At 71.0% G+C, this 13,901-nt stretch carries 11 protein-coding genes; 10 read left to right on the top strand and 1 reads right to left on the bottom strand.

Annotated elements, in window-relative coordinates; genetic code table 11:
• Positions 1 to 91 precede the first annotated feature (91 nt).
• Positions 92 to 640 carry a beta-class carbonic anhydrase gene (locus tag ACFYMM_RS05050; RefSeq protein ID WP_388383942.1) on the bottom strand — a complete coding sequence of 183 codons (549 nt, stop codon included), beginning with the start codon at positions 638 to 640 and terminating at the stop codon, positions 92 to 94.
• A 386-nt stretch (positions 641 to 1,026) separates the two neighbouring features.
• On the opposite strand from ACFYMM_RS05050, the gene rsmH reads away from it, so the two are divergent.
• The 10 genes from rsmH (at position 1,027) to ACFYMM_RS05000 (ending at position 13,639) form a co-directional block, all read left to right on the top strand.
• Positions 1,027 to 1,983, top strand: a complete 957-nt coding sequence (gene rsmH, locus ACFYMM_RS05045; protein WP_388383940.1) for a 16S rRNA (cytosine(1402)-N(4))-methyltransferase RsmH — start codon at positions 1,027 to 1,029, stop codon at positions 1,981 to 1,983.
• A 33-nt stretch (positions 1,984 to 2,016) separates the two neighbouring features.
• Positions 2,017 to 2,646 (top strand): septum formation initiator family protein, encoded by a 630-nt coding sequence (locus tag ACFYMM_RS05040; protein WP_388383939.1) that lies wholly within the window; start codon positions 2,017 to 2,019, stop codon positions 2,644 to 2,646.
• Between the two features lie 5 nt (positions 2,647 to 2,651).
• On the top strand, positions 2,652 to 4,616 hold the full coding sequence (locus ACFYMM_RS05035) for a peptidoglycan D,D-transpeptidase FtsI family protein (RefSeq protein WP_388383937.1): 1,965 nt from the start codon (positions 2,652 to 2,654) through the stop codon (positions 4,614 to 4,616).
• Positions 4,617 to 4,667: 51 nt separating this feature from the next.
• Entirely contained in the window at positions 4,668 to 6,332 is a 1,665-nt protein-coding gene (locus tag ACFYMM_RS05030) for a UDP-N-acetylmuramoyl-L-alanyl-D-glutamate--2,6-diaminopimelate ligase (RefSeq protein WP_388383934.1), read from the top strand.
• 4 nt (positions 6,333 to 6,336) lie between these two features.
• Positions 6,337 to 7,752, top strand: coding sequence for a UDP-N-acetylmuramoyl-tripeptide--D-alanyl-D-alanine ligase (gene murF / locus ACFYMM_RS05025; RefSeq protein WP_388383933.1), 1,416 nt, complete (start codon positions 6,337 to 6,339; stop codon positions 7,750 to 7,752).
• Positions 7,749 to 8,822 carry a phospho-N-acetylmuramoyl-pentapeptide-transferase gene (gene mraY / locus ACFYMM_RS05020; protein WP_388383931.1) on the top strand — a complete coding sequence of 358 codons (1,074 nt, stop codon included), beginning with the start codon at positions 7,749 to 7,751 and terminating at the stop codon, positions 8,820 to 8,822. The genes murF and mraY overlap by 4 nt, the downstream gene beginning before the upstream one ends.
• Positions 8,804 to 10,252, top strand: coding sequence for a UDP-N-acetylmuramoyl-L-alanine--D-glutamate ligase (murD, locus tag ACFYMM_RS05015; RefSeq protein ID WP_388383929.1), 1,449 nt, complete (start codon positions 8,804 to 8,806; stop codon positions 10,250 to 10,252). Before mraY ends, murD begins: the two co-directional genes overlap by 19 nt.
• A gap of 85 nt (positions 10,253 to 10,337) precedes the next feature.
• Complete coding sequence (gene ftsW / locus ACFYMM_RS05010; RefSeq protein WP_388383927.1) at positions 10,338 to 11,723, top strand: putative lipid II flippase FtsW; 1,386 nt, start codon at positions 10,338 to 10,340, stop codon at positions 11,721 to 11,723.
• A gap of 6 nt (positions 11,724 to 11,729) precedes the next feature.
• The gene (gene murG / locus ACFYMM_RS05005) at positions 11,730 to 12,818 is read left to right on the top strand and encodes an undecaprenyldiphospho-muramoylpentapeptide beta-N-acetylglucosaminyltransferase (protein ID WP_388383925.1); all 1,089 of its coding nucleotides are present in this window, start codon (positions 11,730 to 11,732) and stop codon (positions 12,816 to 12,818) included.
• A gap of 26 nt (positions 12,819 to 12,844) precedes the next feature.
• Positions 12,845 to 13,639 (top strand): cell division protein FtsQ/DivIB, encoded by a 795-nt coding sequence (locus ACFYMM_RS05000; RefSeq protein WP_388383922.1) that lies wholly within the window; start codon positions 12,845 to 12,847, stop codon positions 13,637 to 13,639.
• Positions 13,640 to 13,901: the final 262 nt, after the last annotated feature.

Genomic DNA, 13,901 nt, shown 5'->3' with positions numbered 1-13,901 from the left:
CAACTGCCCGCACTATGTCGGTCTTACGGCCTTTTGGGCTGCGGTTTTCGATCCGGGCGACGGGGTGTGTTCGGGTGGGCCGGCCGGCCGGTCAGGCCGGATCGACCTCGCGCAACAGACCCGTGCGGACGTCGAAGACGAAGCCGCGCACGTCGTCGGTGTGCAGCAGGAACGGCGAGGTGCGCACCCGCTGCATGGACTGGCGCACGTCCTGGTCGACGTCCCGGAAGGACTCCACCGCCCAGGCCGGGCGCTGCCCGACCGCCATCTCCAGCTCGGTGCGGAAGTCCTCGGTGAGGGCCTCCAGACCGCAGCCGGTGTGGTGGATGAGCACGACGCTGCGGGTGCCCAGCTTGTGCTGGCTGATGGTCAGGGAGCGGATCACGTCGTCGGTGACCACACCGCCCGCGTTGCGGATGGTGTGACAGTCGCCCAGTTCCAGCCCGAGCGCCGCGTGCAGGTCGAGCCGGGCGTCCATGCAGGCCACCACGGCCACATGGAGGACGGGTCGGGCGTCCATACCGGGGTCGGTGAACGCGGAGGCGTACCGCTGGTTGGCTTCGACGAGGCGGTCGGTCACGGCGCCGCCGCCGGCTATGGCGCCTTCGGATCCAGTGGAAGCTGCTGCGGAAGTCGTCATAGCCATGACGTTACTGGTCACCCGTGGTCCCGGCCCGCTGTGGGAGAGGGACAAAGAACGTCATCGTGGCTTGTTGTGAGCTAACCCACACGGAGGGCAAACCTGGTTCGGACGGGTGAATCCCTTCGAATTGCGGCCCCGGGCAGGATGCGGTACGCGACGCGCAGGCTGGTTGATTGACCGCGCGACACGGTGGACTAAAGTGACGCGAAGCGGGAGGCGAGGCCCTCCCCGCTGAACCGAATTCCCCGCGCGGCGCGTACGTACGGCTCGGCCTTCTCCCGCTCCCGGTCGGCTGACGCTTCCGGCGCCGGCAGGCCTCCCCTTCCCGAGCGGGCGGGGACCCGGCGGTGCGTACGGCTCCGTGCCGGACCTGAGAGGGACCCTTGAGCCAGAGTCGACACGTCCCGGTGATGCTCCAGCGGTGCCTGGACCTGCTGGCGCCCGCCCTGGAGCGGCCGGGAAGCGTGGTCGTCGACTGCACCCTCGGCCTCGGCGGCCACAGCGAGGCACTGCTGGCCCGGTTCCCCGAGGCCCGGCTGGTCGCCCTGGACCGCGACAAGGAGGCGCTGCGGCTGTCCGGCGAACGGCTGGCGCCCTACGGCGAGCGGGCCACCCTCGTGCACGCCGTCTACGACGAGTTGCCGGACGTACTGCGGCGGCTCGGCATCGCGCGCGTGCGGGGCGTGCTGTTCGACCTCGGCGTCTCCTCCATGCAGCTCGACGAGGCGGGCCGCGGCTTCGCCTACGCGCAGGACGCGCCCCTGGACATGCGGATGGACCAGTCGAGCGGGGTCAGTGCGGCCGAGGTGCTCAACACCTATCCGGCCGGTGAACTCGTGCGCATCCTGCGCGCGTACGGCGAGGAGAAGCAGGCCAAGCGGATCGTGTCCGCGATCGTCCGCGAGCGCGAGAAGGAGCCGTTCAGCACCAGCGCGCGGCTCGTCGAGCTGATCCGGGACGCGCTGCCGCAGGCCGCCAAGCGCACCGGCGGAAACCCGGCCAAGCGCACCTTCCAGGCGCTGCGCATCGAGGTCAACGGCGAACTGTCCGTACTGGAGCGGGCGATCCCCGCCGCCGTGAAGGCCCTCGACGTCGGCGGCCGGATCGCCGTGCTGTCGTACCACTCGCTCGAGGACCGTCTGGTCAAACAGGTGTTCGCGGCCGGTGCCGCGTCCACCGCGCCGCCCGGGCTGCCGGTCGTCCCCGAGCGTTACCAGCCCCGGCTCAAGCTGCTCACGCGAGGTGCCGAACTTCCCACCGAGGAAGAGGTGGCCGAGAACCGCCGGGCCGCACCGGCGCGGCTGCGCGGGGCGGAGCGCATCAGGGAGGACGCCGAGTGAGCGCGTCGGGTCCCCGGACTCACCGGAGGGCAAGTGAGTAGGAAACCCAAACTGAGAGGGAGGGCCGCCCGGCTCGCCCGGCTGTTCCCCACCGGGCGCGCGCGGGCGGCCCGCGCCCCGTTCGTCCTGCTCGTCGTCCTGCTCCTCGGCGGCGGACTCATCGGACTGCTGGTCCTGAACTCGGCCCTCAGCGAAGGCTCCTTCAAACTCGACGACCTGCAGCGGCAGACGAAGAACCTCACGGACGAGGAACAGGGGCTGCAGCGGGACATCGACGCCTACTCGGCCCCCGACGCCCTCCAGCGCCGCGCCCGCGAACTGGGCATGGTCCCCGGCGGCGACCCGGCCTTCCTGAACCCCGACGGCACCGTCAAGGGCGTCCCCGGCGCCGCCCCCGCCGGTCAGGCCGCGGCCCGCCCCGCGGCGGTCCTGGCCCCCGAGACGCTCAGCCCGGCCGCGGCCCCCGCGCAACTCCCGGCCGCCACGCAGTCCTCGGCAGCCGCCCCGTCCTCGCCCCGAATGACCGCCCCCGACGTCCCGGGCGCGCCCGACGCCGCGGGCGCCCTCATGCCACCGGCGCCGCAGACCGACCCCGCCCTCCCCGAGCCCGCGACCGTCCCGCTCGCCCCCCAGACCGTCACGACCCCGACCCCCGGCAGGTGACCGAAGTGTCCGACAGGGAACCGCCGCGCCGTCGTGTGCCCGGACCCGCCAAGCCGCCCCGGCAACGCGGGGAGATCCGACGGCAGGCCGGCCCCGCTGCCCGGCCCGCCCGTCGTCCCTCCGGGCCGACGCCGATGGTCCAGCCCCCGCTCCGGCTCGGCAGCCCTCGGCCCCGGCTGCGCATGATCAGCCTCGGGCTGACCCTGGTGCTGCTCGCCTTCGTCGTCCGGCTGCTCCAGGTCCAGGCCGTCGACGCGAGCGCGTACGCCGCCAAGGCCGAACTGAACCGGTACGTCGTGCACACGCTGGCCGCCGAGCGCGGCGGCATCACCGACCGCAACGGCGTGGCCCTCGCCATCAGCGAGGACGCGTACGACATCACGGCCGACCCGACGATGTTCACCCGCAAGCAGCTGAAGATCGGCGACGGCCCGGAGCAGGCCGCCGCGCTGCTCGCGCCCATCCTCGGGCAGAGCCAGGCGGACATCGTCGCGAAGCTGCGGCCGAGGAACAAGGAGTCGCGCTACACCAAGCTCGCCTCCCGCCAGACCCCGCAGGTCTGGAAGCAGATCAAGGACCTGCGGGCCACGCTCGCCAAGAAGGCCGGGACCGACGGCGGCACGGCCAACGTGCTCGCCGGAGTCTTCGCCGACCCCAGCAGCCAGCGCGTCTACCCCAACGGCGACCTCGCCGCCGGGCTGCTGGGCTGGGTCAACTCCACCGGCCGGGGCGGCGGCGGCATCGAGCAGCAGTTGGACAAGCTGCTCTCCGGCAAGGACGGCAGGATCCGCTACGCCCAGTCCGGCGGTATCCAGGTGCCCACCGTGGGTTCCACCGAGACCCCCGCCGTGCCCGGCTCCGACGTGGAGCTGACCATCGACCGGGACATCCAGTGGGCCGCGCAGAACGCCATCACCCAGCAGGTCGAGCGGTCCCACGCCGACCGCGGGTACGTCGTCGTCCAGGACACCCGCACCGGGGAGATCCTGGCCATGGCCGACTCGCCCGGCTTCGACCCCAACGACCTGTCGAAGGCGGACGCCGCCGCCATGGGCAACGCGGCCCTCCAGGACGCCTACGAGCCCGGCTCCACCGCCAAGGTCATGTCGATGGCGGCGATCCTGCAGCAGAACGCCGCCACCCCGCTGACCCATGTCGTCGTACCCAACCGGCTGCACCGCGGCGACCGCCTCTTCCAGGACGACGTGGACCACGACACCTGGTACCTCACGCTCAACGGCGTGCTCGCCAAGTCCAGCAACATCGGCACCATCCTGGCCGCCGGCCAGCTCGGCAGGACCCAGCCGCAGGCCAACCAGGTCCTGTACTCCTACCTGCGCAAGTTCGGCATCGGCAGCTACACCGGACTCGGCTTCCCCGGCGAGACCAAGGGCATCCTCGCGCCCGCCGACAAGTGGTCCACCTCGCAGCAGTACACGATTCCTTTCGGTCAGGGCTTCTCGATCAACGCCATGCAGGCCGCCTCCGTCTACTCGACGATCGCCAACGGGGGCGTCCGTATCCAGCCCACCCTGGTGCGCGGCACCCAGGGCGCCGACGGGCGCTTCACCCCCGGACCCAAGCCCGGCAAGACCCGGGTGGTCAGCGAGAAGACCGCCAGGACCCTCGCCCAGATGCTGGAGTCCGTGGTGGACGACGAGCAGGGCACCGGCATCAAGGCCCGCATCCCGGGGTACCGGGTGGCGGGCAAGACCGGTACGGCCAACCGTGTGGATCCGGCCACCGGCAAGTACCGCGGCTACACCTCGTCGTTCGCCGGATTCGCCCCCGCGGACAACCCCAGCATCACCGTCTACTGCGCCATCCAGAACGCCACCGCGGGCAGCTACTTCGGCGGCCAGATCTGCGGTCCCGTCTACAAGCAGGTGATGGAGTTCGCCCTGAAGACCCTGCAGGTCCCGCCGACCGGTGCCAAGGCGGCGAACCTGCCCGTCACCTACAAGCCCTGATCGGCACACCCGCCCCGTCGGCACCCCGGCAAGACCACCAGGAACCAGCCCGTGACAACGATCACTCCCGACCCCGGCAACCGGGGCGCCCCGGGCCCCTCACTTCGCCCCGGAGCGGGTACGCCCGGTACGCTCACCGCCGTGCCACACGCTGATCAGTCCCAAACCACCCAGAAGGGCGCTTCCGTGACATATCCGGGACCGCCGCGGCCGGCCCAGGTCTCCGCCACCCCCCTCGCGGAGCTCGCCGATCAGCTGGGTGCCGAACCATCGGGGAACCTGGCCGGCACAGCCGAGGTCACGGGCATCACCCACGACTCGCGCGCCGTCCGCCCCGGCGATCTGTACGCCGCCCTGCCCGGCGCCCGGCTGCACGGCGCCGACTTCGTCACCCAGGCCGCCGGACTCGGCGCGGTCGCCGTGCTGACCGACCCGACCGGCGCCGAGCGCGCCGCCGCCACCGGACTGCCGGTGCTGGTCGCCGACGACCCGCGCGCGCGGATGGGCGAGCTGGCGGCCACGATCTACGGCCACCCCGGCCGCGATCTCCTCCAGATCGGCATCACCGGCACCTCCGGCAAGACCACCACCGCCTACCTCATGGAGGGCGGCCTCCGGACGGCCCGGGCCACCGGCCTGATCGGCACGGTCGAGACGCGCATCGGCGACGAGCGCATCCGGTCCGAGCGCACCACCCCGGAAGCCACCGACCTGCAGGCCCTGTTCGCCGTCATGCGCGAGCGCGGCGTCGAGGCGGTCGCCATGGAGGTCTCCAGCCACGCCCTGGTCCTCGGCCGGGTCGACGGCTGTGTCTTCGACATCGCGGTGTTCACCAACCTCAGCCCGGAGCACATGGAGTTCCACTCCGACATGGAGGACTACTTCCAAGCCAAGGCGCAGTTGTTCACGCCCGAGCGGAGCAGGCTCGGCGTGGTCAACACCGACGACGAGTACGGCCGCCGGCTCGCCCGGGAGGCGACCGTCCCGGTGGTCACCTTCTCCGCCGAGGGCCACCCCGACGCCGACTGGCGCGCCACCGACGTCCAGATCGGCCCGCTGGACTCGACGTTCACCGTGATCGGCCCCCAGGGGGAGCGGATCTCCGCCAGGTCACCGCTGGCGGGACCCTTCAACGTGGCGAACACCCTCGCCGCCGTCGTCGCCCTCGCCACGGCGGGCCTGGACCCGCAGACCGCCGCCGACGGCATCGCCGCCGTACCGGGCGTGCCCGGCCGCCTGGAGCGCGTGGACGCCGGTCAGCCCTACCTCGCGGTGGTCGACTACGCCCACAAGACCGACGCGGTCGAGTCGGTGCTCAGGGCGCTGCGCAAGGTCACCAAGGGCCATCTGCACATCGTCCTCGGCTGCGGCGGCGACCGGGACCGGACCAAGCGGGCCCCGATGGGCGCCGCCGCCGCCCGGCTCGCCGACACGGCCGTACTGACCTCCGACAACCCCCGCTCCGAGGACCCCCTCGCGATCCTCGCGACCATGCTCCAGGGCGCGGCCTCCGTGCCCGCGCACGAGCGTGGCGAGGTCGCCCTGTTCGAGGACCGGGCCGCCGCCATCGCCGCCGCCGTCGCCCGCGCCCGGCCCGGCGACACCGTGCTGGTCGCGGGCAAGGGGCATGAGCAGGGCCAGGACATCGCCGGGGTGGTCCGTCCCTTCGACGACCGCCAGGTGCTTCGCGAAGCTATCCAGAACACCCAGGGATGAACTTGTGATCGCCCTCTCTCTCGCCGAGATCGCAGAAGTCGTCGGCGGGCAGACGCACGACATACCGGATCCGTCCGTCCAGGTCACCGGATCCGTCGTCCGGGACTCCAGGGAGGTGGGGCCGGGCAGTCTCTTCGCCGCCTTCGTCGGCGAGCGCGTCGACGGTCACGACTACGCCTCGCGGGTCGTCGAGGCCGGCGCGGTCGCCGTACTGGCCTCGCGTCCGGTCGGCGTACCCGCCATCGTCGTGGACGACGTCCAGACCGCCCTCGGCGCCCTCGCCCGCCACGTCGTACGACGGCTCGGCGCCACCCTCGTCGCCCTCACCGGCTCGGCGGGCAAGACCAGCACCAAGGACCTCGTCGCGCAGGTGCTGCGGCGCAAGGCGCCGACGGTGTTCACGCCCGGTTCCCTCAACAACGAGATCGGGCTGCCCCTGACGGCCCTCAGCGCCACCGAGGAGACCAGGTTCCTCGTCCTGGAGATGGGCGCCCGAGGCATCGGCCACATCCGCTACCTGGCCGGTCTGACGCCCCCGAAGATCGGCCTGGTGCTCAACGTCGGCACCGCCCACATCGGCGAGTTCGGCGGCCGTGAGCAGATCGCCCAGGCCAAGGGCGAGTTGGTCGAGGCCCTGCCCCCGGCGGACGAGGGCGGCGCCGCGATCCTCAACGCCGACGACCCGTTGGTGCGGGCCATGGCCTCCCGTACCAAGGCGAAGGTGATCCTTTTCGGAGAGTCGGCCGAAGCGGACGTACGCGCCGAGAACGTGCGACTCACGGACAGCGGACAGCCCGCCTTCAGGCTTCACACACCCTCCGGTGCAAGCGATGTGACCATGCGCCTGTACGGTGAGCACCACGTGTCGAACGCGCTCGCCGCGGCCGCCGTCGCCCATGAGCTGGGCATGTCCGCGGAAGAGATCGCCACCGCGCTCTCGGAGGCGGGCACCCTCTCCCGCTGGCGGATGGAGGTCACCGAGCGCCCGGACGGCGTGACCATCGTCAACGACGCCTACAACGCCAACCCCGAGTCCGTGCGGGCCGCCCTGAGGGCGCTCGCGGCCATGGGCAAGGGGCGCCGCACGTGGGCGGTGCTCGGCAAGATGGCCGAGCTGGGGGACGAGGCGCTCGCCGAGCACGACGCCGTCGGACGGCTCGCCGTCCGGCTCAACGTCAGCAAGCTCGTCGCCGTCGGGGGGATTGAGGCCTCCTGGCTGCAACTGGGCGCATATAACGAGGGTTCGTGGGGTGAGGAGTCGGTGCACGTGTCCGACGCACAGGCGGCGATCGACCTGTTGCGCAGCGAGTTGCGCCCAGGGGACGTCGTGCTCGTGAAGGCGTCCCGTTCGGTGGGGCTCGAGAGCGTCGCCCAGGCGCTCGTCGAGAGCGGTGCCGAGGGTGAGGTCGCCGCCCGATGATGAACCAGATCCTGTTCTCGGGCGTCATCGGTCTCTTCCTGACGCTGGTCGGCACCCCGCTGCTGATCAAGCTCCTCGCCCGCAAGGGCTATGGCCAGTACATCCGGGACGACGGCCCGCGCGAGCACGCCAGCAAGCGCGGTACGCCGACCATGGGCGGTATCGCCTTCATCTTCGCCACGATCGCCGCCTACTTCCTCAGCAAGGTGATCACCGGCAAGCCGCCGACCTACTCCGGGCTGCTGGTCCTCGGACTGATGGCGGGCATGGGCCTGGTCGGCTTCCTGGACGACTACATCAAGATCGTCAAGCGCCGGTCGCTGGGTCTGCGGGCCAAGGCGAAGATGGCCGGCCAGCTGATCGTCGGCATCTCCTTCGCCGTGCTGTCGCTGATGTTCTCGGACTCGCGCGGCAACACCCCGGCGTCCACGAAGCTGTCGTTCATCACGGACTTCGGCTGGTCGATCGGCCCGGTGCTGTTCGTGGTCTGGGCACTGTTCATGATCCTCGCGATGTCCAACGGCGTGAACCTGACGGACGGTCTGGACGGCCTGGCCACCGGCGCCTCGGTCCTCGTCTTCGGCGCCTACACGTTCATCGGCGTCTGGCAGTTCCAGGAGTCCTGCGCCAACGCGCAGACCCTGACCAACCCGAACGCCTGTTACGAGGTGCGTGATCCGCTCGACCTGGCCGTGGTCGCCTCCGCCCTGATGGGCGCCTGCCTCGGCTTCCTGTGGTGGAACACGTCGCCCGCCAAGATCTTCATGGGTGACACCGGTTCACTCGCCCTCGGCGGTGTCCTGACGGGCCTGGCCATCCTCTCCCGCACCGAGCTGCTGGTGGCCATCATGGGCGGTCTGTTCGTCCTCATCACCATGTCGGTCGTCATCCAGGTCGGCTCCTTCCGGCTCACCGGGAAGCGCGTCTTCAGGATGGCGCCACTCCAGCACCACTTCGAACTCAAGGGCTGGTCCGAGGTCCTGGTGGTGGTCCGCTTCTGGATCATCCAAGGCATCTGTGTGATCGTCGGACTGGGCCTCTTCTACGCGGGATGGGCAGCGGAAAAGTGACCTCCTCGGTGCCTTCCGGGCCATCGGCCTTCCAGGGCAAGCACGTCGCCGTCGCCGGGCTCGGCGTCTCCGGCGTACCGGCGGCCAAGGCGCTGCACGCGCGCGGCGCGATCGTCACGGTCGTCAACGACGGCGACGACGCACGCGCGCGTGAGCAGGCCGCCGAGCTGACGGCGCTCGGCATCACCGTGCGCCTCGGTGACGGGGCGACCCTGCCCGAGGGCACCGAGCTGATCGTCACCGCACCCGGCTGGAAGCCCGACAAGCCGCTGTTCACCGCGGCCCGCGAGGCCGGCGTCCCCGTCTGGGGCGACGTGGAGCTGGCCTGGCGGCTGCGCGGACCCGACGCCGCCCCCTGGCTGGCCGTCACGGGCACCAACGGCAAGACCACCACCGTCCAGATGCTCGCCTCCATCCTCGAGGCGGCGGGCCTGCGCACGGCGGCCGTCGGCAACATCGGCGTCTCCCTGCTCGACGCGGTCCTCGGCGACGAGGTGTACGACGTCCTGGCCGTGGAGTTGTCGAGCTATCAGCTGCACTGGGCGCCCTCCCTGCGCGCCCACTCCGCCGCCGTCCTCAACATCGCCCCGGACCACCTGGACTGGCACGGCTCCATGGAGGCCTACGCCGCCGACAAGGGCCGTATCTACGAGGGCAACCGGGTCGCCTGCGTCTACAACGTGGCCGACAAGCTCACCGAGGACCTGGTGCGCGAGGCGGACGTGGAGGAGGGCTGCCGTGCCGTCGGGTTCACCCTGGGCACCCCCGGGCCCTCCCAACTCGGGGTCGTGGAGGGCATCCTGGTCGACCGCGCCTTCGTCGAGAACCGGCACCGGAACGCGCAGGAGCTGGCGGAGGTCTCCGACGTCAACCCGCCGGCCCCGCACAACATCGCCAACGCCCTCGCCGCGGCCGCCCTCGCGCGCGCCTTCGGGGTGCCCCCCACGGCCGTACGCGACGGCCTGCGGGCCTTCCGCCCGGACGCGCACCGCATCGCGCACGTCGCCGACGTGGACGGGGTCGCCTACGTCGACGACTCCAAGGCGACCAACACCCACGCGGCCGAGGCCTCCTTGGCGGCCTTCGATTCCGTCGTGTGGATCGCGGGCGGTCTGGCCAAGGGCGCGACCTTCGACGAACTGGCCGCCAAGTCGGCGAAGCGACTTCGCGGGGCGGTCCTCATCGGCGCCGACCGCGCCCTGATCCGTGAAGCCCTCGCGCGACACGCGCCGGAAGTACCCGTCGTCGACCTCGAACGGACCGACACTGGGGCGATGCTCCAGGCGGTGAGGGAAGCGACGCGGCTCGCACGGCCCGGCGACACGGTGCTGCTGGCCCCGGCCTGTGCCTCCATGGACATGTACACCAACTACCACCAGCGCGGTGACGCGTTCGCGGAGGCGGTTCGCGAACTCGGCGCGGGCGCCTGACGGCGGGTCTCGGCCACGGCGGGTGCTTCGGGACCCTTGGAGGGACGCGTGACTCGGATGTGGCTCAGTTCGCGAGGAGCCGGTGATGTCCGGTAACCGTACGGGCCGACCCCCCGTCCAGCGGGCCGCCCGACGGCCGCCCGGCGGCCCGCTGAACGGGGGGTCGCGCGACCATCCCGTACGACGGCTGTGGACGCAGGCCCGCAAGGCCTGGGACCGGCCGCTCACCGCCTACTACCTGATCCTCGGCGGCAGCCTGCTGATCACGATGCTGGGCCTGGTGATGGTCTACTCGGCCTCCCAGGTCACCGCGCTCCAGCTGTCTCTGCCGGGGTCCTACTTCTTCCGCAAGCAGTTCCTGGCGGCGGTCATCGGCGGTGGACTCCTGTTCGCCGCCTCCCGCATGCCGGTGAAGCTGCACCGCGCACTGGCGTACCCCATGCTGGCCGGCGCCGTCTTCCTGATGGCCCTGGTGCAGGTGCCGGGGATAGGGATGGCCGTCAACGGCAACCAGAACTGGATCTCCCTCGGCGGCTCCTTCCAGATCCAGCCCAGCGAGTTCGGCAAGCTCGCCCTGGTGCTGTGGGGCGCCGACCTGATCGCCCGCAAGCAGGAGAAGAAGCTGCTCACGCAGTGGAAGCACATGCTGGTGCCGCTGGTCCCGGGCACCTTCCTGCTGCTCGGGTTGATCATGCTCGGCGGTGACATGGGCACCGCGATCATCCTCACGGCGATCCTGTTCGGCCTGCTGTGGCTCGCGGGGGCGCCCACCCGCCTCTTCGTCGGCGTGCTCACGATCGCCGGCCTGATCGGCGGGGTGCTGATCAGGACCAGCCCCAACCGCATGGCCCGGCTCGCCTGCATCGGCGCCACCCAGCCCAAGACCGGGGTCGCCGACTGCTGGCAGGCCGTGCACGGCATCTACGCCCTCGCCTCCGGCGGCCTCTTCGGATCCGGTCTCGGCGCGAGTGTGGAGAAATGGGGCCAACTGCCGGAAGCGCACACCGACTTCATCTTCGCCGTCACCGGTGAGGAACTGGGTCTGGCGGGGACACTGTCGGTGCTCGCCCTGTTCGCGGCTCTAGGCTATGCGGGTATCCGCGTGGCCGGACGCACGAAGGACCCCTTCGTGAGGTATGCCGCGGGAGGCGTGACCACCTGGATCACCGCACAGGCGGTGGTCAACATCGGTGCGGTGCTCGGTCTGCTGCCGATCGCCGGCGTCCCTCTCCCGCTGTTCTCCTACGGAGGGTCCGCCCTGCTGCCGACCATGTTCGCCATCGGGCTGCTGATCGCCTTCGCGCGCGACGAGCCCGCTGCGCGGGCGGCCCTTGCCATGCGGCAACCCCGCTTTGGTAGAAAGCGGGGGACTGGGGGCTCCGCGCCGGTCAGAAGGCCGGCCGGTACCCCCCGGAGATGGAACACGATGCGACGGCGTGCCTCGGCGGCGCGTTCGTCCGGAGAGCGGTGAATTTCGGTGCATGTCGTACTCGCTGGTGGGGGGACCGCCGGCCACATCGAGCCTGCGCTCGCCCTCGCGGACGCCCTGCGCAGGCAGGACCCGGCCGTCGGGATCACGGCCCTGGGCACGGAGCGCGGTCTGGAGACCAGGCTCGTTCCCGAGCGCGGCTATGAGCTGGCGCTGATCCCGGCCGTCCCCCTGCCGCGCAAGCCGACCCCGGAGCTGATCACCGTCCCGGGCCGGCTGCGCGGCACCATCAAGGCCGCCGAGCAGATCCTGGAGCGCACCAAGGCGGACGCCGTGGTCGGCTTCGGTGGATATGTCGCCCTGCCCGGCTATCTGGCCGCCAAGCGCCTCGGTGTGCCCATCGTGATCCACGAGGCCAACGCCCGCCCGGGCCTGGCCAACAAGATCGGATCCCGGTACGCCGCCCAGGTCGCCGTCTCCACGCCCGACAGCAAGCTGCGCGGCGCCCGCTACATCGGCATCCCGCTGCGCCGTTCCATCGCCACGCTGGACCGCGCCGCCGCCCGTCCGGAGGCCCGCGCCATGTTCGGGCTGGACCCGAACCTGCCGACGCTGCTGGTCACCGGCGGTTCGCAGGGCGCCCGCCGGCTGAACGAGGTGGTCCAGCAGGTCGCTCCCTGGCTCCAGCAGGCCGGGATCCAGATCCTGCACGCGGTCGGCCCGAAGAACGAACTGCCGCAGGTGCACCAGATGCCGGGAATGCCCCCGTACATCCCGGTAAGTTACCTGGACCGGATGGACCTCGCGTACGCGGCGGCCGACATGATGCTCTGCCGCGCGGGCGCGATGACCGTCGCCGAACTCTCCGCCGTCGGGCTCCCGGCCGCCTATGTCCCGCTGCCCATCGGCAACGGCGAACAGCGGCTGAACGCCCAGCCGGTGGTCAAGGCCGGCGGCGGGCTGCTGGTCGACGACGCGGAGCTCACACCGGAGTGGGTGCAGCAGAACGTCCTGCCCGTCCTCGCCGACCCGCACCGGCTGTACGAGATGTCCCGGGCCGCCAGTGAGTTCGGCCGCCGGGACGCCGACGACCTGCTCGTCGGGATGGTGTACGAGGCGATCGCCTCGAACCGTTAGGACGATATGCACGGAGGGCAGTGAGCGTGGCCGGACCGACGACCGCCCAGCGCGGTGAACGCCAGCACGAGTCGTCCGGCCCGCCGCCCTCCGGACGGTTGAGAAGGCGACGCCTTCGTACGATCGTCATTCTGGCCGTGGTCCTGGTGCTCCTCGGCGCGGGCACCGTCTGGACGCTGTACGGCTCCTCGTGGCTGCGCGTGCGGCAGGTCTCGGTCTCCGGCACCCTGGTGCTGACCCCGGCCGAGGTCCGTGAGGCCGCCGACGTACCGGTCGGGGCGCCGCTGATTTCCATCGACACGGGTGCCATCGAGGCCCGATTGCGCCGGAAACTGCCCAGAATCGACACCATTGACGCTTTCCGTTCCTGGCCCCATGGAATCGGCCTGAAAGTGACCGAGCGTCTTCCGGTTCTGCTGATCCGAAAAGACGGAAACTTCATCGAGGTGGACCGCGAAGGTGTCCGTTTCGCCATGGTTTCGCGGGCACCGAATGACATTCCGGCGCTGGAACTGGACGTCTCCCGCTCGGGTTCCGGCGCGGCCGGCCTGCGGCGCTTCGGCACCGACCGGCTCGTGCGGGAGGCCGTCACGGTGGCCGGCGCGCTTCCGGCAGCCGTCGCGCGGGAGACCCGGGCCGTCAAGGTCCGTAGCTACGACGACATCTCGCTGGAGTTGAGCGGCGGCCGGACCGTCGAGTGGGGCAGCGGCGACAGCGGCCGCGCCAAGGCCCGTTCGCTCACCGCTCTCATGAAAGCAGCTTCCGGCGCGCGGCACTTCGACGTGAGCGTCCCCACCGCCCCTGCGTCATCGGTGAGTTGACGCACATCAGCGCAGGCCAGCACCCTGGTTGGGCACTGCTACGGCTGATCACATAGGGTGAAAAGAAAAACGGGAGGTTCGGCGTGTTCGTTGAACGGGCGCCACTTGTCGACTTAGTGTCCTGTTCAGAAGACTCCAGGGAACACACACACTGGTAACCCTAAACTTCAGGGTTAGGGTTCGGGTCGGCGCTACGGACCGTCCCATTCGGCATCTGTCGTCCGGCGCGGGGCAACCGCGGTGGCGACAACGTAATTCGAGG

The organism is Streptomyces sp. NPDC006739, from assembly GCF_042869815.1.
Classification (GTDB): domain Bacteria; phylum Actinomycetota; class Actinomycetes; order Streptomycetales; family Streptomycetaceae; genus Streptomyces.
This window is presented reverse-complemented; position numbering and strand designations above follow the sequence as displayed.